At 70.5% G+C, this 22,046-nt stretch carries 18 protein-coding genes; 13 read left to right on the forward strand and 5 right to left on the reverse strand.

All coding sequences use genetic code 11. From position 1 onward, the window contains the following. Window positions 1-131 precede the first annotated feature (131 nt). Window positions 132-1,178: a LacI family DNA-binding transcriptional regulator gene (locus Q0818_RS13755; protein WP_298875985.1), complete on the reverse strand. Its 1,047-nt coding sequence runs from the start codon at window positions 1,176-1,178 to the stop codon at window positions 132-134. Window positions 1,179-1,288: 110 nt separating this feature from the next. On the opposite strand from Q0818_RS13755, the gene Q0818_RS13760 reads away from it, so the two are divergent. The 6 genes from Q0818_RS13760 (at window position 1,289) to Q0818_RS13785 (ending at window position 8,453) form a co-directional block, all read left to right on the forward strand. Continuing rightward, entirely contained in the window at window positions 1,289-2,212 is a 924-nt protein-coding gene (locus Q0818_RS13760) for a carbohydrate ABC transporter permease (protein WP_298875988.1), read from the forward strand. Next, window positions 2,209-3,147, forward strand: coding sequence for a carbohydrate ABC transporter permease (locus tag Q0818_RS13765; RefSeq protein ID WP_298875990.1), 939 nt, complete (start codon window positions 2,209-2,211; stop codon window positions 3,145-3,147). Before Q0818_RS13760 ends, Q0818_RS13765 begins: the two co-directional genes overlap by 4 nt. A gap of 90 nt (window positions 3,148-3,237) precedes the next feature. After that, window positions 3,238-4,587 (forward strand): sugar ABC transporter substrate-binding protein, encoded by a 1,350-nt coding sequence (locus Q0818_RS13770; RefSeq protein WP_298875993.1) that lies wholly within the window; start codon window positions 3,238-3,240, stop codon window positions 4,585-4,587. 72 nt (window positions 4,588-4,659) lie between these two features. After that, on the forward strand, window positions 4,660-6,180 hold the full coding sequence (locus tag Q0818_RS13775) for an alpha-L-arabinofuranosidase C-terminal domain-containing protein (RefSeq protein WP_298875996.1): 1,521 nt from the start codon (window positions 4,660-4,662) through the stop codon (window positions 6,178-6,180). A gap of 14 nt (window positions 6,181-6,194) precedes the next feature. Further along, window positions 6,195-7,916: a beta-galactosidase family protein gene (locus tag Q0818_RS13780; protein WP_298875998.1), complete on the forward strand. Its 1,722-nt coding sequence runs from the start codon at window positions 6,195-6,197 to the stop codon at window positions 7,914-7,916. Between the two features lie 99 nt (window positions 7,917-8,015). Then, window positions 8,016-8,453 carry a cupin domain-containing protein gene (locus Q0818_RS13785; protein WP_298876000.1) on the forward strand — a complete coding sequence of 146 codons (438 nt, stop codon included), beginning with the start codon at window positions 8,016-8,018 and terminating at the stop codon, window positions 8,451-8,453. Between the two features lie 160 nt (window positions 8,454-8,613). Here Q0818_RS13785 and Q0818_RS13790 read toward each other — a convergent pair whose 3' ends face one another. Continuing rightward, the gene (locus Q0818_RS13790; protein ID WP_298876003.1) at window positions 8,614-9,630 is read right to left on the reverse strand and encodes a LacI family DNA-binding transcriptional regulator; all 1,017 of its coding nucleotides are present in this window, start codon (window positions 9,628-9,630) and stop codon (window positions 8,614-8,616) included. Between the two features lie 140 nt (window positions 9,631-9,770). On the opposite strand from Q0818_RS13790, the gene Q0818_RS13795 reads away from it, so the two are divergent. The 4 genes from Q0818_RS13795 (at window position 9,771) to Q0818_RS13810 (ending at window position 15,065) form a co-directional block, all read left to right on the forward strand. Beyond that, window positions 9,771-11,834: a beta-galactosidase gene (locus Q0818_RS13795; RefSeq protein WP_298876005.1), complete on the forward strand. Its 2,064-nt coding sequence runs from the start codon at window positions 9,771-9,773 to the stop codon at window positions 11,832-11,834. Beyond that, window positions 11,831-12,760, forward strand: a complete 930-nt coding sequence (locus Q0818_RS13800) for a carbohydrate ABC transporter permease (RefSeq protein WP_298876007.1) — start codon at window positions 11,831-11,833, stop codon at window positions 12,758-12,760. The genes Q0818_RS13795 and Q0818_RS13800 overlap by 4 nt, the downstream gene beginning before the upstream one ends. Further along, window positions 12,757-13,662, forward strand: a complete 906-nt coding sequence (locus Q0818_RS13805) for a carbohydrate ABC transporter permease (RefSeq protein WP_298876009.1) — start codon at window positions 12,757-12,759, stop codon at window positions 13,660-13,662. The genes Q0818_RS13800 and Q0818_RS13805 overlap by 4 nt, the downstream gene beginning before the upstream one ends. A 74-nt stretch (window positions 13,663-13,736) precedes the next feature. Further along, complete coding sequence (locus tag Q0818_RS13810; RefSeq protein ID WP_298876012.1) at window positions 13,737-15,065, forward strand: extracellular solute-binding protein; 1,329 nt, start codon at window positions 13,737-13,739, stop codon at window positions 15,063-15,065. 170 nt (window positions 15,066-15,235) lie between these two features. On the opposite strand, the gene Q0818_RS13815 is transcribed toward Q0818_RS13810, so the two are convergent. Continuing rightward, window positions 15,236-16,516, reverse strand: coding sequence for an MFS transporter (locus Q0818_RS13815; RefSeq protein WP_298876015.1), 1,281 nt, complete (start codon window positions 16,514-16,516; stop codon window positions 15,236-15,238). Between the two features lie 68 nt (window positions 16,517-16,584). On the opposite strand from Q0818_RS13815, the gene Q0818_RS13820 reads away from it, so the two are divergent. After that, window positions 16,585-17,169: a TetR/AcrR family transcriptional regulator gene (locus Q0818_RS13820; RefSeq protein WP_298876018.1), complete on the forward strand. Its 585-nt coding sequence runs from the start codon at window positions 16,585-16,587 to the stop codon at window positions 17,167-17,169. Window positions 17,170-17,311: 142 nt separating this feature from the next. On the opposite strand, the gene Q0818_RS13825 is transcribed toward Q0818_RS13820, so the two are convergent. After that, the gene (locus tag Q0818_RS13825) at window positions 17,312-18,277 is read right to left on the reverse strand and encodes a LacI family DNA-binding transcriptional regulator (RefSeq protein WP_298876020.1); all 966 of its coding nucleotides are present in this window, start codon (window positions 18,275-18,277) and stop codon (window positions 17,312-17,314) included. A gap of 50 nt (window positions 18,278-18,327) precedes the next feature. On the opposite strand from Q0818_RS13825, the gene galT reads away from it, so the two are divergent. Both galT and galK read left to right on the forward strand, forming a co-directional pair. Continuing rightward, window positions 18,328-19,503 carry a galactose-1-phosphate uridylyltransferase gene (galT, locus tag Q0818_RS13830; protein ID WP_298876023.1) on the forward strand — a complete coding sequence of 392 codons (1,176 nt, stop codon included), beginning with the start codon at window positions 18,328-18,330 and terminating at the stop codon, window positions 19,501-19,503. Next, window positions 19,500-20,651, forward strand: a complete 1,152-nt coding sequence (galK, locus tag Q0818_RS13835) for a galactokinase (RefSeq protein ID WP_298876026.1) — start codon at window positions 19,500-19,502, stop codon at window positions 20,649-20,651. Before galT ends, galK begins: the two co-directional genes overlap by 4 nt. Before the next feature lie 188 nt (window positions 20,652-20,839). On the opposite strand, the gene Q0818_RS13840 is transcribed toward galK, so the two are convergent. Continuing rightward, window positions 20,840-21,823, reverse strand: coding sequence for an LLM class F420-dependent oxidoreductase (locus tag Q0818_RS13840; RefSeq protein WP_298876029.1), 984 nt, complete (start codon window positions 21,821-21,823; stop codon window positions 20,840-20,842). Window positions 21,824-22,046: the final 223 nt, after the last annotated feature.

Below are 22,046 nucleotides of genomic sequence, written 5' to 3' on the forward strand. Positions count from 1 at the left end.
CTGACTTCATCGTCATTCCGATCCGGCCGCCACAGTGCGGCCTCGCAGGTGGTGATGTTGACGTCAACATGTTGACGTCAACACTCAACCTAGCGGACGACCCCGACGGGCACAACGCCCCGAGGGTGCCCTCAGCGACGAGGGCCGGAGCTCGCCCGCACGACCAGCGAGGTCGGCACGAGGGTGCGCGCGTGCTCGCCGCCACTGCCCTCGATGTCGGCGATGAGGGCGGTCATCGCCTCCTCGCCCACGCGCTCGAAGCGCTGGCGGACGGTCGTGAGCGGGGGCCAGAAGTTCGCCGACTCGGGCATGTCGTCGAAGCCGACGACACTGACGTGACCGGGCACGGCGCGCCCCGTCTCGTGCAGGGCGCGGATGACGCCGAGCGCCATCTGGTCATTGGCCGCGAAGACGGCCGTCACGTCGGGCATCGCCGCCAGCGCGAGGCCGATGCGGTGCCCCGACTCGGCCGTCCAGTCGCCGATCTGCACGTCGGGCACCCGGCATCCCCGCTGCTCGAGGGCGGTGCGCCAGGCGTCGCGACGACGTTCGGCGGCGAACGACTCCGGGGGCCCCGACACGTGCCACACCGTCTCGTGGCCGAGGTCGAGCAGGTGCTCCGTCGCGAGCCTCGCCCCCTGAGCCTGATCGTTGTCGACCACCGCGTAGGGATAGTCCGCGCTGGAGTCGACGACCACGACGGGCAGCCCCGACGGGATCGACAGCTCGTTCTCACCGAGGCGATGCGTCTCGATCAGGATGACGATGCCGTCGACGGCGTGCTCGCGCAGGCGGAGGAAGGCACCGGACACGTCGGACTGCGAGGCCGACTGCACGGTGATGAGGGTGATCGAGTATCCGGATGCCGCCGCCATCGACGCGAGGGCGTCGAGGGTGCGCGTGTTGCCGTAGGAGCTGAGCGAGAACATGATCACGCCGATGCTGCGGAAGCGCCCCGAGCGCAGAGCGCGCGCCGCGCTGTTGGGGCGATAGCCCAGCGCCGACATGGCGTCGAGCACGCGCTGCCGCGTCTCGGGGTCGACGTTGGCGCGTTCGTTGGCCACGCGCGAGACGGTCTGACCGGACACCCCCGCCGCCGCGGCCACGTCGGCCATCGACACCTCCCGACGACGCTCGCGCGTCGGGATCGCGGCCGACGTCGTCGTCGTTTCGCTCATGCCTGCCCCCTCGGGATGTTGACGTTGACACCTTAGCGCGCGGGGGTTATGTTTACGTCAACATCCCGACGACCCGGCCGGGATGCGCACCAACGAAGAGGCACTGGACGATGACGACCACCGCGGCACCCCCGCCCGCCCTGCGCACCCCGCGGCGCAAGCGGCGCGCACGAATCGACGATAGAGGCTGGCTGTTCGTCGCCCCCTTCGCCCTCGTCTTCGCGCTCGTGTTCCTGGCTCCGCTGGCGTACAGCGTGTACCTGAGCCTCTTCCGCGACCAGCTCATCGGCGGCAACGCCTTCGTGGGCTTCGAGAACTACGTCACCGCCTTCGGCGACCCCAAGTTCTGGGACGGCTTCGGCCGTGTGGCGGTGTTCCTCGTGGTGCAGGTGCCGGTCATGCTGCTGCTGGCGCTGGCCGCGGCCCTCGCGATCGACAGCGCCCGCCTGCACGCCGCGGGCTTCTACCGCATCGTCATCTTCCTCCCCTACGCCGTGCCGGCCGTCGTCGCCGTGCTCATGTGGGGCTACATCTACGGCGACCAGTTCGGCCTGACCCGCAACCTCAACGACCTGCTCGGCGGACAGTTCGTGCAGCCCTTCCTGCCCGAGTGGATGCTGCTGTCGATCGGCAACATCGTCACCTGGCAGTTCGTGGGCTACAACATGCTGATCTTCTACTCATCGCTGAAGACCATTCCGAACGAGCTCTACGAAGCGGCATCCATCGACGGGGCGGGCGCGTGGCGCACGATCTTCTCGATCAAGATCCCCGCGGTGCGCGGCGCCATCGTCATCGCCACGATCTTCTCGATCATCGGCAGCTTCCAGCTGTTCAACGAGCCCAACATCCTCAAGCCGCTGGCGCCGAACACGATCTCGACGTTCTTCACGCCGAACATGTACGCCTACAACCTCTCGTTCGCCGGCCAGCAGTACAACTACGCCGCCACGATCGCCATCATCATGGGCGTCATCACCGCGGTGATCGCCTACGTCGTGCAGCTGCGCGGCTCACGTCAGGAGGCGCGATGACCACCGCGACCGCACCCCGCACCGACACCGTCGCCGTGACCACGCCCCGTTCCGGCCGCAGCCGCGCGCGCTTCGCCCGCACCTCGCCGACGCACAGCAAGAAGTCGATCGTGCTGAGCATCGTCATGGGCCTGTACCTGCTGTACACGCTCGTGCCGCTGTTCTGGCTCGTCATCAACGCCACCAAGACCCAGCCCGACCTCTTCACCACGTTCGGCCTCGGCCCCGGCAACAGCTTCGCCCTGTTCGACAACATCGCCCAGACGCTGACCTACCGCGACGGCATCTTCGTCCGCTGGCTCGGCAACACCCTGCTCTACGTCGTCGTCGGAGCGGGCGGGGCGACGCTGCTCGCGACCCTCGCCGGGTACGGTCTGGCCAAGTACAACTTCCGCGGCCGCAAGGCGGTGTTCGCCGTCGTCCTCGGCGCGATCGCCGTGCCCGGAACGGCGCTCGCGGTGCCGACCTTCCTGCTGTTCAGCCAGCTCGGCATCACCAACACCCCCTGGGCGATCATCATCCCCTCGCTCATCAGCCCCTTCGGGCTGTACCTGATCTGGGTGTACGCGACCGACGCGATCCCCACCGAGCTGCTCGAAGCCGCGCGCATGGACGGCGCGGGCGAGTTCCGCACGTTCTTCACCATCTCGATCCGCCTGCTCACGCCGGGCATCGTCACCGTGCTGCTGTTCGCGGTCGTGGCGACCTGGAACAACTACTTCCTGCCGTTGATCATGCTCAGCGACCCCACCTGGTACCCGCTCACCGTGGGGCTCAACCAGTGGAACGCGCAGGCCATCGGCGTGGGCGCCCAGCCCATCTACAACCTCGTGATCACCGGGGCGCTGCTGTCGATCATCCCGATCGTCGCCGCGTTCCTCGTGCTGCAGCGCTTCTGGCAATCGGGCCTGAGCGCGGGCAGCGTCAAGCAGTGATCCGCTGACCCCCCACACCGCCTCGTCCCGGTCACGGGACGTCGCACCTGCAACCGCAACACATCCACAACAACGAAGTAGAGGAATCCGATGACATTCATGCGCAAGGGCTCCGCCGTGCGGCGGACCGTCTTCGCCGTAGCCGCCACCGCTCTGTCGGTCGGCGCGCTCACCGCGTGCTCCGGCGGCAACGCCGGCGGCGCAGCCGCCGGCTCGGCCGACGACATCGAGAAGGCCCTCGAGGCCGGCGGCGAGATCACGTACTGGTCGTGGACCCCCTCGGCCGAGGCGCAGGTCGCCGCGTTCGAGAAGAAGTACCCCAACGTCAAGGTGAACTACGTCAACGCGGGCACCAACACCGAGGAGTACACCAAGCTCCAGAACGCCATCAAGGCCGGCTCGGGCGCCCCCGACGTCGTGCAGATCGAGTACTACGCCTTCCCGCAGTTCGCGCTCTCCGACTCGCTGCTCGACCTGTCGTCCTACGGCTTCGGCGACCTCGAGGGCGACTACGCGTCGGGCCCGTGGGGCTCGGTCGACTTCGACGGCAAGATCTACGGCCTCCCGCAGGACTCGGGCCCCATGGCCCTGTTCTACAACAAGAGCGTCTTCGACCAGTACGGCATCTCCGTGCCCACCACGTGGGACGAGTACTACGCCGCGGCGCAGAAGCTGCACGCGGCCGACCCGACCAAGTACATCACCGCCGACACCGGCGACTCGGGCTTCACCACCAGCATGATCTGGCAGGCCGGCGGCACGCCCTTCTCGGCCGACGGCACCGACGTCACCATCGACCTGCAGGACGACGGATCGAAGAAGTTCGCCGACAACTGGAACCGTCTCATCGAGGGCGGCCTGCTCTCCGACACCCCCAGCTGGAGCGACGAGTGGTTCAAGGGCCTCGGCGACGGCTCGATCGCGTCGCTCGTGATCGGCGCCTGGATGCCCGGCGTGCTCGAGAGCTCCGTCGAAGACGGCGCGGGCAAGTGGGCCGTGGCCCCCATCCCGACCTACGACGGACAGCCCGCGACCGCTGAGAACGGCGGCGGCGGTCAGGCCGTGACCAAGCAGAGCAAGAACCCCGCTCTCGCGGCCGGCTTCCTGAAGTGGCTGAACAACGACGAGGAGAGCCTGCAGATCTTCGCCGAGTCGGGTGGCTTCCCCTCCACGACCGCGCAGCTGAGCGACCCCGCCTTCGTCGACAAGGCGTCGGACTACTTCGGCGGACAGCAGATCAACCAGGTGCTCACCCAGGCGTCGAGCGACGTGGTGAAGGGCTTCAGCTACCTGCCCTTCCAGGTCTACGCCAACAGCATCTACAGCGACACCGTCGGCCAGGCCTACGCCAACAAGAGCGACCTGAACGCCGGTCTGACGACCTGGCAGGACCAGCTCGTGCAGTACGGCAACGACCAGGGCTTCTCGGTCAACAAGTAACACCTTCGTCGGGGCGGGTCGCATCTGTCGTATGCGGCCCGCCCCTTCCCCTTCCCACCAGGAGAAACCCGAATGACCTCCCCCACCCGCATCGCCGTCGACCGCCGCACGGCCGGAGCCGAGGTTCCCCGCCGCCTGTTCGGCTCGTTCGTCGAGCACATGGGCCGTTGCGTGTACGACGGCATCCACGCCCCCGGGCACGACAGCGCCGACGCCGCGGGCTTCCGCGCCGATGTGCTCGAGCTCGTGCGCGAGCTCGGCGCCACGGTCGTGCGCTATCCGGGCGGGAACTTCGTGTCGGGCTACCGGTGGGAAGACGGCGTGGGGCCCCGCGACGAGCGCCCCGTGCGACTGGACGCCGCGTGGCACAGCACCGAGACGAACCAGGTGGGTCTGCACGAGTTCGCCGAGTGGGCGGATGCCGCGGGCCTCGAGGTCATGGAAGCGGTGAACCTGGGCACGCGCGGCGTCGCCGAGGCCGCCGACCTGCTCGAGTACACGAACCACCCCTCCGGCACGGCGCTGAGCGACCGGCGCCGCGCGAACGGACGCGACGAGCCGTTCGGCATCCGCCTCTGGTGCCTCGGCAACGAGATGGACGGGCCCTGGCAGATCGGCCACAAGACCGCCGACGAGTACGGACGCCTCGCCGCGGAGACCGCGCGCATGATGCGCTTCATCGATCCGAACGTGGAGCTCGTCGCCGCCGGCAGCTCGAACCACGAGATGCCCACGTTCGGCGAGTGGGAGCGCACCGTTCTCCGCCACACCGCCGGCCTCGTCGACCACATCTCGGTGCACGCCTACTACGAGGAGGACCCCGCCGACCCGGCGAGCTTCCTCGCCAGCTCCGCCGCCCTCGACCGCTACATCTCCGACGTCGTCGACATCATCGACGAGGTCGGCGCCACGACCCCCGACGGCGGGACGATCGGCATCAGCGTCGACGAGTGGAACGTCTGGAACCAGACCCGCTGGAACGAGGTCGACAAGCCCCGCGTCTTCACCGGCGACTGGCCCGTGGCCCCGCGTCTCATCGAGGACGACTACACCGTGACCGACGCGGTCGTCGTCGGCTCCCTGCTCATCACGCTCATCCGCCGGTCGGACCGGGTCTCGATGGCAAACCTCGCGCAGCTCGTGAACGTCATCGCCCCGATCCGCACCGAACCGGGCGGCGGTGCGGCCTGGCGCCAGAGCACCTTCCACCCGTTCGCCCTCACCGCGAAGGCGGCATCCGGTCGGGTCGTCCTCCCCCGCATCGAGGGCGCCGTCATCGACACGGCCCGCCACGGCGAGGTCGACGCGGTCGACGCCGTCGCGACCGTCGACGGTGACGCCGTCTCGGTCTTCCTCGCCCACCGCGACCTGGACGCCTCCACCCCGGTCGAGCTCGACCTGGGGCCGGTCGCCGAGGTCGAGGCGGTCGTGGTCACGATCCCCGAGGGCGGCGACCGCCACACCACCAACTCCGCGGGCGCCGAGCCCGTCGCCCCCGCGCCGCTCGCCATCGAGGCCGGTGCGGACGGCATTCTGCGCTTCACCCTCCCCGCCCTCGCCTGGGTGCGCCTGACCGCGCGCCTCACCGACTGACCCCGAAAGACACCGTGACGACCTTCACCATCGGCGAGACCGACTTCCTGCTCGACGGGCGACCGCACCAGGTCATCTCGGGCACGCTGCACTACTTCCGCATCCACCCCGAGCACTGGGCCGACCGCATCCGCACGGCCAAGGCGATGGGCCTGAACACCATCGAGACCTACGTCGCGTGGAACGCGCACGAGCCGGTGAAGGGCGAATGGGATGCCACGGGGTGGAACGACCTGGGTCGATTCCTCGACCTGATCGCCGCGGAGGGGCTGCACGCCATCGTGCGCCCGGGACCGTACATCTGCGCGGAATGGCACAACGGCGGGCTGCCGGTGTGGCTCACCTCGACGCCCGGGATCGGCATCCGTCGCTCGGAGCCGCAGTTCGTGGAGGCGGTGACGCAGTACCTGCGCCGCGTGTACGAGATCGTCGCTCCCCGCCAGATCGACCGCGGCGGCAACGTCGTGCTGGTGCAGATCGAGAACGAGTACGGCGCGTACGGCTCCGACAAGGAGTACCTGCACGAACTCGTGCGGGTGACCAAGGAGGCCGGCATCACCGTGCCGCTGACCACCGTCGACCAGCCCATGCCCTGGATGCTCGAGGCGGGGAGCCTGCCCGAGCTGCACCTCACCGGCTCGTTCGGATCGCGCTCGGAGGAGCGCCTGGCGACCCTGCGCGAGCACCAGACCACGGGGCCGCTGATGTGCAGCGAGTTCTGGGACGGCTGGTTCGACTGGTGGGGCAGCATCCACCACACGACCGACCCCGCGGCATCCGCTCACGATCTCGACGTGCTGCTCGCGGCCGGCGCCTCGGTGAACATCTACATGGTGCACGGCGGCACGAACTTCGGCACCACCAACGGCGCCAACGACAAGGGCCGCTTCGACCCGATCGTCACCTCGTACGACTACGACGCGCCGATCGACGAGTCGGGCCACCCGACGGCGAAGTTCCACGCGTTCCGCGAGGTCATCGCGAAGTACGCGCCCGTGCCCGACCTGGTGCCCGCGCCCCGGCCCGAGGCGCCCGTGTTCGAGGTCGCCCTCTCGGGCGAGGGCGAGTGGATGCCGGCACCCGCCGATGCGGCCCCCACCGATTCCCCCGCCACCTTCGAGCAACTGGGCCACCTCGGCCCCCTCGTGCGGTACGACGTCGACCTGCCGTCGTTCACCGGGGTCGCGGCACTGGTGTTCGACGAGGTGCGCGACCTCGCCTGGGTGCACGTCGACGGCGTCGCCGTGGGACGCCTCTCGCGCGCACTGCGCGAGCGTTCGCTGATGATCCCCGCCGGCGCCCGACTGACGGTGCTGGTCGAGGATCAGGGACGCGTGAACTACGCCGACCGGCTCGGCGAGGCGAAGGGGCTCATCGGCGCGGCGACGGTGAACGGCGCCCCGCTGACCGGATGGACCGCCACGCCGATCGACCTCGACACCGTCGAGGGCTCCGGCACGGGGAAGGCCGGTCGGGCGTTCCTGCGCGGGGCGTTCGACCTCGAGGCGCCCGCGGATCTGTTCCTCGACACGACGTCGTGGGGCAAGGGCTTCGCGTTCGTCAACGGCTTCTTCCTCGGCCGCTACTGGAACAACGTCCCGCAGAACACGCTCTACGTGCCGGGACCGGCGACCCGCGCCGGCGTGAACGAGATCGTCGTGCTCGAGCTCGAGCATGCGATCGAGGCCGTGGCGCGCTTCGTCGCGGCGCCGTCGCTCGGTCAGCTCGAGGAGTAGCCCCGCGTGAGGTGCCAGAATTCGTCGCCTAGGGAGTTCTCGAAGCGACGATTCTTGGCACCTCGCGCGGGTCTCCGTCCGGCGACTGAAAGGGACACGATGAGCGACTACGAGATCACCGACATCGGAGCGATGGACGCCTGGCGCGAGCACTTCGGCGGGTTCGTGCCGGAGCGCTCGCGCGACGGACGACGCGTGGTCGATCACGAGCTGGCGATGCAGTTCATCGGCATGACCGCGAACGCCCTCCTGCCCGGTGAGGATGCCGGCTACTGGCACACGCACGGCCGGGTCGAGGAGCTCTACGTCTTCCTCGAGGGGCGCGGGCAGATGGGTCTCGACGACGACGTGGTCGACGTCGGTCCCGGCAGCGTCGTCCGCGTCGGCCAGGGGGTGTGGCGCGTGTGGCGCGCCCTCCCCGAGAGCCCCGGCGAGTTGCGGTGGCTCTGCATCCGCGCGGGAGGGGAGGCCCTGCCGCACATCCCCGACGACAGCGCCCGTGACGCCGACCGGCCCATGCCGTGGTCGGTCGGCTGAGCGCACCCCCGGGTCGGGGCGCCACCCCTGACGTCCGCCTCGACGCGCGATGAGGCGGCACGTTCCCGGCGGATGCGCGGCGACCTGGCAGCTGAGCGTGCGGTGACGGCGAGGTGCGTGGGGGCCCGCTTGCACAGCGGGGAACGGGTCTGAGAGAGGCCTACGCCGAGGCGCGCCAGACCACCGGAGCGTCCAGCAGGATGCCGCCGGCATCGGCGACCCCGCCCGACAGCTGAAGCAGCACGGCCTCGGCGGCGGCCGCACCCAGCCCCTCCGCGGGCTGGTCGACGGTGCTGAGCGGCGGATCCGTGCGCAGCGCCCAGGCGCTGTCGTCGAAGCCCACGACGCCGACGTCGTCGGGCACGCGCCGGCCGGCCGCGCGCAGGGCCTGAACGGCGCCGGCGGCCACGGCATCCGACGCTCCGAAGACGGCGTCGAGGTCGGGGGCGCGCTCGAGCAGACGCCGCATTCCCGCCTCGCCGTCGGCGAAGGCGTATAGCGGCACGGGTTCGACGAGGCTCTCGTCGAAGTCGGGGCCGAGGGCCTCGCGGAACCCGGCGAGACGGTCGCTGCCGGAGTCGCGGTCGAGGGCGGCGGCGATCATCCCGATGCGGCGACGGCCGGTCTCGCGCAACTTGCGGGTGATCGCCCGTGCCGCGCCGAGGTTGTCGATGCCCACCCAGGGCCGCGAGATCCCCGGCGGGTGGCCGACGTAGGCGACCGGGAGCCCGAGACGCTCGACGACGTCGGTGATGGGGTCGTGATGACGAGCCGAGACGATGACCGCCCCGTCGACGAAGCCGCCGCTGAGGTAGCGCGCGACGCGGTCGGTGTCGCGATCCGTGTCGACGACGACGCACACCATCTGGTAGTCGGCCTGCGACAGGGCGGTGTTCGCCCCGAGCATGATGCCGCCGATGTTGGGGTCTTCGAGGAACAGCGAGTGCGGCTCGTGCACGATGAACCCGACCGCCTGCGTGCGCTGACGCACGAGCGTGCGAGCGGCGTTGTTGGGGACGTAGCCGACCTCGCGGATGGCCGACTGGATGGCCTCGCGCGCGTGATCGGAGACGTAGCCGCCGTTGAGGACGCGGCTCACCGTGCCCCGCGACACCCCCGCGGCCTTCGCCACGTCATGCACCGTGCTGCGCCGGCGCCCGGGCGGAGGAGGCGTCATGAGGGTCAGCCTATCGGCAGCGGGGAGTTGACGACCGCGCAGCGCCGTGTCAGTATGTGCACGTTCACACATTCCGACCCGTCTTTCACGATCGCGAGTGTGTGCACGTTCACAGAACCCCGCAAAGGAGCGCCCACCGGATGCTTGCCGTCGACCATCTGGCCCCGCTGGATCGCGAGAGCGATCGAGCGACCGACTCGATCCGCGAGGGCTCCGCTCTGGACGCCCTGACCCGCGAGGGTCTCGTGTTCGGCTGCGACTACAACCCCGAGCAGTGGGACCGCGCCGTATGGGACGACGACATGCGCCTCATGCGCGAAGCGGGCGTGGACCTCGTGGCCGTCAACATCTTCGGCTGGTCGTGGATCAACCCCGACCACGGGGTCTGGAGCTTCGACGAGCTCGACGAGGTCATGGACCTCGCGCACGCCCACGGCATCCGGGTGAACCTCGGCACCGCGACGGCGTCGCCGGCACCGTGGGTGACCACGCGGCATCCCGAGATCCTGCCGGTGGCCGAGGACGGCACGCGCCGCTTCCCCGGCGGGCGCCAGGCCTACTGCCCGAGCTCGCCGGTCTTCCGCGCCCACGCCGCCGAGCTCAGCCGTCGCGTCGTCGAGCGCTACGCCGACCACCCGGCCCTGGCGATGTGGCACGTGTCGAACGAACTCGGATGCCACAACGCCCTGTGCTACTGCGACGCCAGTGCCGCCGCCTTCCGCGAGTGGCTGCGCGCGCGCTACGGCACGGTCGCCGCACTCAACGCGGCGTGGGGGACGTCGTTCTGGAGCCAGCGCTACAGCGACTGGGCCCAGATCCTGCCGCCGATGGCCGCCCTCTCGCTGCGCAACCCCGGCCAGCTGCTCGATTTCCAGCGCTTCTCGTCCGACCAGCAGCTCGAGCTGTACCGCGCCGAGGCCGCGATCATCCGCGCGCGCAGCACCGCCCCGGTCACGACGAACTTCATGGTCACCGCGCACATCCGCGCGCTCGACTACTTCTCGTGGGCGGGCGACATGGACGTCATCTCCAACGACCACTACCTCGACCGTCGACTCCCCGACCCTCTCGCGGAACTGTCGTTCGCGGCCGACCTGACGCGCGGCATCGCCGCGGGCACGCCGTGGCTGCTGATGGAGACCTCGACCGGAGCGGTCAACTGGCAGCCGCACAACCTCGCCAAGGGCGAGGGCGAGCTCCTGCGCAACGTCGTGTCGCACGTCGCCCGCGGCGCCGACGGCATCTGCTTCTTCCAGTGGCGCGCCTCGGCCCAGGGTGCCGAGAAGTTCCACTCCGCCCTCCTCCCCCACGCCGGCACCGACACCGCGCAGTGGCGCAGCGTCCTCGAGGTGGGCCGCACCCTGCGCCGGCTCCAGCCGATCGCGGGAACGCGCGTGGCCTCGGACGCCGCCGTGCTCTTCGACTGGGAGAGCTGGTGGTCGATCGAGAACGAGGGTCGCCCGAGCGAAGACCTGCGTTACCTCGACCAGGTGCACGCGGCGCACGCGGCGCTGTCCGCGGCCGGCATCTCGACCGACGTCGTCTCGGCCTCCGCGGACCTGTCGGCCTATCGCCTGGTCGTCGTGTCGGCCTTGCACCTCGTGCGCGACGCCGACGCCGAGGCGATCGCCCGCTTCGTCGAGAACGGCGGCACGGCCGTGATCACCTTCGCCAGCGGCATCGTCGACGAGCGCGACCGCGTGCGTCTCGGCGGCTACCCGGGCGCGTTCCGCGACCTGCTCGGGATCGTCTCCGAGGAGTTCGCGCCGCTCGGCCCCGGCCAGGTCGTCGCCCTCGACGACGGCTCGATCGGTTCGGTGTGGTCGGAGCGTCTGCGCTCCGTCGACGCGGAGGTCGACGCCCGCTTCGTCGACGGCCCCGCCGCAGGCCTGCCCGCCCGCACCCGCCGCACGGTGGGGGCGGGGTCCGCCTGGTACCTCGCCACCCTGCCCGCCGCCGAGACGTACCGCGACCTGCTCTCGCGGATCGCCCGGGACGCCGGCATCCGTACCGTGGACGCCCTCCCCGGAGTCGAGGTCGTCCGCCGCGCCGGCGAGGACCGGGCGTTCACCTTCGTCATCAACCACACCACCGAGTCGGTCGAGATCGCGGCGCACGGGCGCGACGCCCTCACCGGCGAGAGCGTCGACGGCCCCGTCACGGTCGCCGGTGGTGCCGTCCGCATCATCGAGGAGGCCTCGTGACCACCACCGCTCCCGCCCCCGCGCGGGCCGACCGCTCGGACGCACCGCGGCCACGCCGCGCGCGCGTGCCGTTCAAGAGCGCGATCGTCATCCTCCTGGCTCCGTTCGCGGTGCTGTTCGCGCTGTTCTACGTGCTGCCGATCGTGTTCGCGATCGGGCAGTCGCTGCTGGTGGTGCGCCGCGAGGGCACCTTCGGCAAGGCCGAGCTCGTCTTCGGCGGCCTCGCGCAGTACGCCCTGGTGTTCCAGAACGAGGCGTTCTGGGCGTCGATGCTGCGCATGCTCGCCTTCGGCGTGGTGCAGGTGCCCGTCATGCTGGGCCTCGCGCTCATCTTCGCGCTGCTGCTGGATTCCCCCCTGCTGAAGGGCAAGCGCTTCTTCCGTCTCGCGTTCTTCGTGCCCTACGCGGTGCCGGGCGTCATCGCGGCGATCATGTGGGGCTCGCTGTTCTCGCCCAACCTGTCGCCCTTCACGGCCCTGACCAAGAACGTCGACTTCCTCGGCGCCGACCTCGTGCTCTGGTCGATCGCCAACGTCGTCACCTGGGTCTACGTCGGCTACAACATGCTGATCATCTACTCGTCGCTGTTGTCGATCCCCAGCGAGATCTACGAGGCGGCACGCCTCGACGGCGCGGGCCAGTTCCGCATCGCGTGGTCGATCAAGATCCCGCTCGTGCGCCCGGCGATCGTGATGACGGCGATCTTCTCGATCATCGGCACGCTGCAGCTGCTCGCCGAGCCCCAGGTGTTCCGCTCGTTCAGCTCTGCCGTGACGAGCACGTTCACCCCCAACATGACCGTCTACGCCACGGCATCCATCCCCAACGCCAACCTCGCCGCGGCGTTCTCCGTGGTGCTGGCCGTGACCACCTTCGTGCTGTCGTTCGGCTTCATGAAGTGGATGCAGAAGAAGGGCAACGCATGAGCGCCGTCACCACCTCCCGTCGCCCCCTCGGCACCCGCGCGGGCGCCCCGCGCTCGGGCGCGATCCGCGAACCCCTCGTCTCACGCACCTCGGCGATGCTCGTCATGGCCGTGTTCACGGTGTACTTCCTGCTGCCGCTGTGGTGGCTGCTCGTGGCCTCGAGCAAGAGCACCGGCGACATCCTCACCACGAACCCGCTCTGGTTCGCCGACATGCGCCTGTTCTCGAACATCGGCGACCTCTTCGCCTACCGCGACGGGATCTTCCTGCGCTGGCTCGGCAACTCGCTGCTGTACGCGGGCCTCGGCGGAGCGGTGGCCACGCTGCTGGCCGCCATGGCCGGCTACGCGCTGGCCAAGTACCGCTTCCCGGGCCGCGAGCTCGTATTCGACGTGGTACTCGGCGGCGTGCTGGTGCCGGCGACCGCCCTCGCCCTGCCGCTGTTCCTCATCTTCAGCCAGGTGCAGCTCACCAACACCTTCTGGGCGGTGTTCCTGCCCTCGCTGGTCAGCCCGTTCGGGGTGTACCTCGCCCGCATCTTCGCGGCATCCTCCGTCCCCGACGAGCTGCTCGAGGCGAGCCGCCTCGACGGCGCCGGCGAGATCCGCACGTTCTTCACGGTGAGCCTGCGACTGATGAGCCCCGCGCTGGTCACGATGTTCCTCTTCCAGTTCGTCGCGATCTGGAACAACTTCTTCCTGCCGCTCATCATGCTGCGCAGCGAAGAGCTGTTCCCCGTGGTGTTCGGCCTCTACGGCTGGAACAACCAGCTCAACCAGATCCCCGAGCTGCGCGGCCTCGTGCTCATCGGCGCACTGCTGTCGGTCATCCCCCTCATCGTCATCTTCCTGCTCCTCCAGCGCTTCTGGCGCAACGGTCTCGGGACCGGCGCGCTGAAGTGATCCCGTCGGCGGCCCCGGCCGCCTCCACCCCGGACGCAAACGGCGCGTCCGGGCACCCAGAGAAAGGCATTCCCATGAAGCACAGAATCCTCGCGGCGACATCCGGCGTCGCCCTGTCGGCTCTGCTCCTCGCCGGTTGCGCCGGAAGCGGGAGCGGCGACGACGCCGCCGCCGCGGCCGACTGCGCCCCCGCCGACGGCCCCGTCACGCTCGAGTTCACCTCGTGGATCCCCGGGATCGAGAAGGTCGTCGAGATGTGGAACACGGAGAACCCCGACATCCAGGTCAAGGTGCAGACCGGCCCAAACGGCAACAACGGCACCTACCAGAACTTCTTCAACCAGATCGCGGCGGGCAACGCCCCCGACCTCGGCCAGATCGAGTACGACGCCCTCCCGAACTTCCTCGTGCAGGACGGCGTCGAGAACATCGCCGGCTGCTCCGACGTGGTCGCCGCGAAGGACCAGTTCGTCGGCTGGGCCTGGAACCAGGTCGCCCTCGGCGAAGACGGGGCCGTCTACGGCATCCCGCAGGACATCGGCCCGATGGCGCTGTTCTACCGCAAGGATCTCTTCGAAAAGAACGGCATCGCGATCCCCACCACGTGGGACGAGTACACCGAGGCCGCCAAGAAGATCCGCGCGCTCGGCGGCTACATCACGAACTTCTCGCAGTCCGACATCAACCAGTTCGCCGGTTTCGTGTGGCAGGCCGGTGGACAGTGGTTCGGCAACGACGCGGACGGCTGGACCGTCTCGCTCACCGACCCGGCGTCGGAGAAGGTCGCCGACTACTGGCAGTCGCTCATCGACCAGGACCTCGTCTCGACCTACCCCGCGTGGACCGACGAGTGGAACAACGCCTACAACTCCAGCCAGGTCTGGACCTGGAACTCCGCCGTCTGGGGCGCGAACTCGATCTCGAGCGGCGCTCCCGACACCGCCGGCGGCTGGGCCGTGGCCGATCTGCCGCAGTGGAACGCGGGCGACGCGGTCTCGGGCAACTGGGGCGGATCGTCGATCGCCGTGCTCAAGGGCAGCGAGCACCCCTACGAGGCGACGAAGTTCGCCCTGTGGCTGAACACCTCGGAGGAGGCGCTGACCGCGCTGAACGAAGAGGCCAACATCTACCCCGCCACGACCGAGGGTCTGAAGCTCCCCTCGCTCACGCAGGGCGTGGAGTTCTACGGCGGTCAGAAAATCTACGACGTCTTCGCCAAGGCCGCGACCGAGGTCACCCCCGACTTCGTGTGGGGCCCGACGATGACCAAGACCTACGCCGACGTCTCCGACGGCTTCAAGGCCGCGGTCAGCGGCAGCGGCACCCTCGCCGACGCCCTGCAGAAGGGCCAGGATGCCACCATCGGCGCCCTGGAGTCGCAGTCCATCCCCGTGAAGAAGTAACGCCTTCTCCCCCGGCGACGCCCGCGGATGCTCCGGCATCCGCGGGCGTTCGGCATTTCCGGGCGCTTTCGCGCGTTCGGGGCGCGATCCTTCCCCTGGGGCGTCATCCTCGCGCCCCGGACGGGGGAATGCGCCCCGAACCCGGGGAGGGTGGCACGCGGCGCGGCGCCTCACCCCGCGGCCGGCAGCGACGTCAGGGCATCCGCCTTCGTCTTCAGTGACGGGCTCGACAGGCGCGCCCGGGAGATGACCACGGCCGCGGCGACCATGAGCCCCGCGCCCAGGACGTAGGGCGCCGCGTGGGCGACGTGGGCGTAGAGCAGACCCGCCAGCAGAGGCGCGACCGTCCCGACCGCGGCGTTGAGCGACTGCGCGGCTCCCGCGATCCAGCCCTGCTCGTCGTCGCCGACGGCGTTGGAGAGCAACCCGTCCATGGTGGCCTGCGCGGCCCCCTGGCCCGCGGCGAGCGTCAGCGCACCCACGACGAACAGCCACGGTTGCGCGAGGATCGACGCGACCCCCGCGAGCGCGACCAGACCGATCGCCTGGGTCACGATGCCGCTGACCACCACGCCCCGTTCGCCGATGCGCGGCAGGAGGAACCCGAGCAGGACGCCCTGGATCGCGATGTCGATGACGCCGACGCACGCGGTGAGCAGGCCGATCGCGGTGGGACTCCACGAGATGGCGTCGAGGGCGAGCACGCTGAAGTTGTTCACGAAGAAGCCGAACGGCAGGCCCACGAGGATCAGGCCGACCATGAGCCCCCGCAACTCCGGCCGGCGGAAGACGCCGCGGAACACCGCGAACGGATGCACCGCGCGCAGATCGAGGGCGGCGATCCGCTTGTCGGGGGCGAGGCTCTCGGGCAGCAGGAAGATGCTCAGGATGGCCACCGTCAGCGCGAGGCCCGCGGTGACGAACACCGGCAGGTCGACGTCGATCGCGGCGAGCGTGCCGCCGAGAGCGGGGCCGACCATCGTGCCGATGCCGGCCGTCGCCCCGAGGACGCCGAAGCGGCGCGCACGTTTCTCGGGCGGGGTGATGTCGGCGAGGTAGGCGAAGAGCGCAGGGAGGTCGCCCGCGGTCACCCCCTGCACGATGCGCCCGAGCAGCAGCACCCAGAGGGCGCCCCCGATGCCGAAGAGCAGGAAGCCGAGGGCGGCGCCGAACCCGGCGACGATGATGACGGGCCGACGGCCGAAGCGGTCGGAGATGCGACCGAGGAACGGGGCGACGAGGAACGCGCAGAGGGCGTTGACGGTCTCGAGGATGCCGACCCAGACGGCGAGGTCGGTCGGGTTCGAGACGTAACGGAGCACCACGAAGGGCAGCACCGGGAGCACGACGGTCATGCCCGCGGTGGTGAGGGTCGTGAGGACGATGAGCATGGTCCACGCGCGACGGCCGTCGCGGACGGGGAGGGAGGTGGGGGAGGAAGTCGTAGTCACGCCGTAACTGTACTCGTACCAGGTTTGGTGTCAATACAGTTATGGAGCGACGCCGGTAGAGTGTGTCCATGAGCGCAGATCTCGGACGCCGCGAACGCAAGAAGGCCGCGACGCGGAAGGCCATCTCCGACGCCGCGACGCAGCTCTTCGTCGAGCGCGGCTTCGACGAGGTCAGCATCCGCGAGGTCGCCGACGCCGCCGACGTGTCACCCACGACCGTCTTCGCGCACTTCCCGCAGAAGGAGGCGCTCGTCTTCGACGAGGACGACGCCCAGCGCGACATGCTCGTCGCGGCCGTGCGCGACCGCCCGGAAGGCACGTCGGTGTCTGACGCGCTGCGCGACCTCTACCGGCGCGAGCTCATCGGCCTCGCCTTCGATCCCACGGGCGCGCACCGTCGGCAGTTCATGCAGCTCATCACCGACACCCCCGCGCTGCGCGACTACGCCTCGCGCATGTGGCTGCGCCACGAGGATGCCCTCGCCGCGGCCATCGCCGAGACGACCGGCCAGAGCGAGCCGGATGCCGAGACCCGCGTCTACGCGCGGATGGCGCTGCAGCTGCAGATCCTCGCCTTCGAGCACGACGACGCCGCCGCGACCATCGAGGCGGGCTTCCGGATCTTCGAGCGCGGGTGGCGCGAGCCGCGCTGACGGCGCGCGCCCGGGACTCCGGCCCGGCGGAACACAGGCTCCACGACAGAGGCTCACGCCCTTCGAAGAGCCGCCGTTCGCATTGGCCGAGGCGCACTCCACGCCCCGGGGCGACTCGGCCGAGAACCCGGCCCGCCGCGCATCAGACCTCCACGGTGCTCCGGCGCACGATCACCGTGGCGGGCACCGTCTCGGCGACCGGCGCCCCGCCCTCGATCGCGCCGACGAGCGCTGCGACGGCGCGCCGACCGAGGGCGTCGAAATCCTGGCGCACCGTGGTCAGGGGCGGGCGGAACTCCGCGGCATCCGCGACGTCGTCGAACCCGACGACGCAGACGTCGTCGGGAACGCGCCGGCCCGCGTCGGCAAGGGCGCGGAGGGCACCGAGGGCCATCTGGTCGTTGGCGACGAAGATCGCCGTGGCCTCGAGCAGCTCCGAGACCGAGAGATGACCGGATGCCGAAGTCCAGTCGCCGCGGACCGGCTCGGGCGCGACGACCCCCGCATCGGCGAGCGCCTCGCGCCAGCCGCGCTCGCGCTCCGCGGCGGCGAACGAGCGCGCGGGCCCGGCGAGGTGGTGCACCGTGGAGTGACCGAGCTCGAGCAGGTATCGCGTCGCGGCGCGCGCCCCGCCGGCGTGATCGGTCTGCACGATCGAGAAGCGCTCGTCGGGCGGGGAGTCGACCACGACGAGGTGCAGATCGGCGGGCGGCTGGGTGTCGCGCGCGAGCTCGGTCGCCTCGTTCAGCACGACGGCTCCGTCGACGCCCTGCGAGCGCAATCGGGCGAAGGCGTCGTAGATGCCGCGCTCCCCCACCGTCACCACGGCGAGCGCGTAGTCACGGGCTGCGGCGGCTTCGGAGATGGCCTGCAGCATGCGGGAGTTGCCGACGGAGGCGAGGGTCGACACGACGAGGCCGATGGTGGAGGTCTGACCGGTGCGCAACGCGCGTGCAGCGCGATGCATGCGGTACCCGAGGTCGGCCATGGCCTTCTCGACCCGGACCCGGGTGGCGGGATCGACGCGGGGGCTGCCGTTGGCCACGCGCGACACGGTCTGCGCCGAAACTCCGGCCCTCTCGGCCACGTCGGCCATCGATACGCGCATCGCTCCCCCTCCGTGTTGACGATATCACGCCCCGGATGTAGCGTGTTATCGTGAACACGGACAGCCTCACCGCGGTGCCCCTCGGGGCCGGAGTCGTCAAGCGACCCACCCGCCTCGCCGACGGCCGCGAACTCATCTACTTCGACGACCCCGACACGACGCTCGGCGCTGAGCGCGCGGTCGACGCCCGCACGCTCGACCCGCGCCCCACGACGGCGACCATGCGCCAGGACATCCTGACCGGCGACTGGATCACCGTGGCATCCAATCGTCAGAACCGCGCGTTCCTGCCCCCCGCGCACCTCGATCCGCTGTCGCCGCAGACGCCGACGAACCCGTCGGAGATCCCCTCGCTCTACGACGTCGCGGTGTTCGAGAACAAGTCGCCGTCGTTCGGCCCCGCCCTCGACACGGCGACCGCCGACGTGCCGGCCGCCGTCGACCCGCCGCGCGGCGACGACGACCTCGAGCACCTCGGCCTCGGCCGCACCCGCACCTCGGTCGGCCGCTGCGAGGTCGTGTGCTTCAGCCCCGAGCACGAGGGCTCGTTCGGATCCCTCTCGCGCACCCGCGCCCGCACCGTCATCGAGGCGTGGGCCGACCGGACCGCGGCACTGTCGGCGCTGCCCGGCATCCGTCAGGTGTTCCCGTTCGAGAACCGCGGGCAGGAGATCGGCGTCACCCTCCCCCACCCGCACGGCCAGATCTACGCCTACCCGTACGTCACCCCCCGCACGCACCGCCTGCTCGACACGATCTCGCGCACCTCCGCCGATCTGTTCGCCCGCATCCTCGACTTCGAGCAGGCCGGCGAGCGCGTCGTGCTGCGCGGTGAGCACTGGACGGCGTTCGTTCCGTTCGCCGCCCGCTGGCCCATCGAGGTGCACGTGCTGCCGCACCGCCACGTGGCCGACCTCGCCGAGACGACCGACGCCGAGCGCGACGAGCTCGCGCCCTTCTACCTGCGACTGCTGCGCGGCATCGACGCGCTGTACGACACCCCCACCCCCTACATCGCCGCGTGGCACCAGGCGCCGGTCGGACGGGGCCGGGATGCCGTGCGCCTCAACCTGCAGATCACCTCGCCCCGTCGCGCCGCCGACAAGCTGAAGTACCTCGCCGGATCCGAGGCCGCCATGGGCGCCTGGATCGGCGACGTGACCCCCGAGTCGCAGGCCGAGCGCCTGCGCGCCGCCCTCGACACCGTTCCGGAGGTGACGGCATGACCGCCGTCGACGACGCCCGCACCCTTCTCGCCACCGAGCCCGTGGGGGTGTGGTCGGCACCCGGCCGCGCCAACCTCATCGGCGAGCACACCGACTACAACGAGGGCTTCGTCTTCCCCTTCGCGATCGCGCAGCGCACCGCCGCGGCCGTCGCCCTGCGCTCCGACGACGTGATCCGCGTGCGCTCGACCTTCGCGCCCGACGCCGTCGAGGTCTCCCTCGCCGACCTCGACGACCGCATCGCCGCGGGCGGCCTCGACTGGGCCGGCTACCCGCTGGGTGTGGCGTGGGCGCTGCTGCGGGAAGCTCCGGATGCCACCCCCCGCGGCGTCGACATCGCCCTGGCCTCGGAGGTGCCGGTGGGCGCCGGGCTGTCGTCGTCGGCCGCGATCGAGGGGGCTGTGGCATCCGCCCTCAACGACGTCTGGAACGCCGGCCTCGACAAGGTCGCGCTCGCCCGCGTCGGCCGCATCGCCGAGAACGACGCCGTCGGCGCCCCGACCGGGATCATGGACCAGATGGCCTCGATGCTCGGGGTCGCGGACGCGGCGACGTTCCTCGACTGCCGCACGCTCGACACCCGCGCCGTACCCCTCGGCTTCGCCGACGCGGGGCTCGCGATCCTCGTCGTCGACACGCTCGTCGAGCACGCGCACTCCACCGGGGGCTACCGCGAGCGCCGCGAGGCGTGCGAGCGCGGGGCCGCGGCGTTCGACGTCCCGTCGCTGCGCGACCTCACCGTCGACGACCTGCCGCGCGCCGCCGAGATCCTCGACGACGTGACCTTCCGCCGCGTCCGCCACGTCGTGACCGAGAATCAGCGCGTGCTCGACACCGTCGCCGCCCTCGACGCCGACGGTCCCGCAGCGATCGGCGACCTGCTCGTCGCCTCGCACGCGTCGATGCGCGACGACTTCGAGATCTCGGTTCCCGAACTCGACCTCGCAGTCGAGACCACGCTGGCGTCGGGTGCGCTCGGCGCGCGCATGACCGGCGGCGGCTTCGGCGGGGCGGCGATCGCGTTGATCCCCGTCGGGCTCATCCCGGCGGCGAGCGATGCGGTGCTGGCCGCGTTCGCGGCATCCAGCTTCCGCACCCCGAACGTGTTCACGGTAACCCCGTCGGAGGGCGCGCGCCGCGACGCGTGACGCGTCCCGCCCCCTCGATAAACGCTCGCTGCGCCGAGACACGCTCCCCACGAGCGTTTCCCGGCGCAGCGGGCGTTTTTCGCGGTGCTGTCGGCCCGCCCGCCGAGGGATGCGTGAGTCGCCGGGAATCGTCGCCTCCCGGGCGGATGAGGCGACGGATCCTGACGACGCGCGCCATGCGGCCGACGTCAGAGGTGCCGGACCACCTCGCGCTCGAAGAGCGAGATGCCCGAGGTGTCGTACGCGGCCTCGGGGAAGTAGTGGATCGCGTAGCCGAGACCGTGGGCGGCGCGCTCACGCAGGCGCTCGACGATCTGCTCGGGCGTGCCGAAGGCGTCGGACGAGCGGTAGTCGGCCTCGATGGCATCCGCCCGCTCATCACCCACGTGCGGGCGGAGGCGCGCGACGACCGCGGCCAGCCGCTCGTCGGCCTCCGCCTCGGTCTCGGCCACGATCGTGTTGAAGTTCGTCGAGCGGGTGATCTCGCCCGCGTCGCGACCGAGGGCCTCGCAGTGTCCGCGCAGCACCTCGGACTTGTGGTCGAACTCCTCGAGCGATCCGCCGAAGTTCGTGTACGAGGCGTACTTGGCCGCGATCTTGAGCGTGACCTTCTCGCCGCCGCCGGCGATCCACAGGGGGATGCCACCGGGCTGCAGCGGCTTCGGCTGCACGATCGCGCCGTCGACCTCGTAGTACTTCCCCGACAGGGTGGCCTCGCCGGTGGTCCACGCCTGGTGCATGATCTCGACGCCCTCGCGCAGGCGTCCGAGACGCTCGGCGATGGGCGGGAAGCCGTAGCCGTAGGCCTTCCACTCGTGCTCGTACCAGCCGCCGCCGATCCCCATCTCGGCGCGACCGCCGGAGATCGCGTCGACGGTCGCGGCGACCTTGGCGAGGTACGCCGGATTGCGGTAGCCCATGCACGTGCACATCTGGCCCAGGCGCACGCGGTCGGTGACGGCGGCGAACGCGGCCATCAGCGTCCACGCCTCGTGCGTGGCTTCGACGCTGGGCACCGGGGTGGTGTGGAAGTGGTCGTAGACCCAGAGCGAGGACCACGGGCCCTCGTCGGCGCTCTGGGCGAGGGCGTTCATCACCCGCCAGTGCTCGGCGGGGTCGATCCCCACGAGGTCGAAACGCCAGCCCTGCGGGACGAAGATGCCGAATTCCATGGGCTTCACCCTAGGCGCAGGCGGCGACACCCGGGGCGGTCGCGCCCGAACCCGCCGCGCCGGGTCAGGCCGATCGAGGATGGACGGGTCCAACCGCCCCCGGACAGGGTGCGTCGAGGTACCGTCATGCGGAGTCGACCGGCGACACGCCGCGCCACCCCCGTCACGCACGGCGTGTCCGCCCCCGACTCCGCACGACGGCACCCCGCCCCACCGATCGGCG

Source organism: uncultured Microbacterium sp., from assembly GCF_947489255.1.
GTDB lineage: Bacteria > Actinomycetota > Actinomycetes > Actinomycetales > Microbacteriaceae > Microbacterium > Microbacterium phycohabitans.

Excerpts from the sequence above, each read along its gene's own strand:
- Q0818_RS13755 (WP_298875985.1), bottom strand. The coding sequence starts at position 1,178 with ATGAGCGAAACGACGACGACGTCGGCCGCGATCCCGACGCGCGAGCGT.
- Q0818_RS13760 (WP_298875988.1), top strand. The coding sequence starts at position 1,289 with ATGACGACCACCGCGGCACCCCCGCCCGCCCTGCGCACCCCGCGGCGC.
- Q0818_RS13765 (WP_298875990.1), top strand. The coding sequence starts at position 2,209 with ATGACCACCGCGACCGCACCCCGCACCGACACCGTCGCCGTGACCACG.
- Q0818_RS13770 (WP_298875993.1), top strand. The coding sequence starts at position 3,238 with ATGACATTCATGCGCAAGGGCTCCGCCGTGCGGCGGACCGTCTTCGCC.
- Q0818_RS13775 (WP_298875996.1), top strand. The coding sequence starts at position 4,660 with ATGACCTCCCCCACCCGCATCGCCGTCGACCGCCGCACGGCCGGAGCC.
- Q0818_RS13785 (WP_298876000.1), top strand. The coding sequence starts at position 8,016 with ATGAGCGACTACGAGATCACCGACATCGGAGCGATGGACGCCTGGCGC.
- Q0818_RS13790 (WP_298876003.1), bottom strand. The coding sequence starts at position 9,630 with ATGACGCCTCCTCCGCCCGGGCGCCGGCGCAGCACGGTGCATGACGTG.
- Q0818_RS13795 (WP_298876005.1), top strand. The coding sequence starts at position 9,771 with ATGCTTGCCGTCGACCATCTGGCCCCGCTGGATCGCGAGAGCGATCGA.
- Q0818_RS13805 (WP_298876009.1), top strand. The coding sequence starts at position 12,757 with ATGAGCGCCGTCACCACCTCCCGTCGCCCCCTCGGCACCCGCGCGGGC.
- Q0818_RS13810 (WP_298876012.1), top strand. The coding sequence starts at position 13,737 with ATGAAGCACAGAATCCTCGCGGCGACATCCGGCGTCGCCCTGTCGGCT.
- Q0818_RS13820 (WP_298876018.1), top strand. The coding sequence starts at position 16,585 with ATGAGCGCAGATCTCGGACGCCGCGAACGCAAGAAGGCCGCGACGCGG.
- Q0818_RS13825 (WP_298876020.1), bottom strand. The coding sequence starts at position 18,277 with ATGCGCGTATCGATGGCCGACGTGGCCGAGAGGGCCGGAGTTTCGGCG.
- galK (WP_298876026.1), top strand. The coding sequence starts at position 19,500 with ATGACCGCCGTCGACGACGCCCGCACCCTTCTCGCCACCGAGCCCGTG.
- Q0818_RS13840 (WP_298876029.1), bottom strand. The coding sequence starts at position 21,823 with ATGGAATTCGGCATCTTCGTCCCGCAGGGCTGGCGTTTCGACCTCGTG.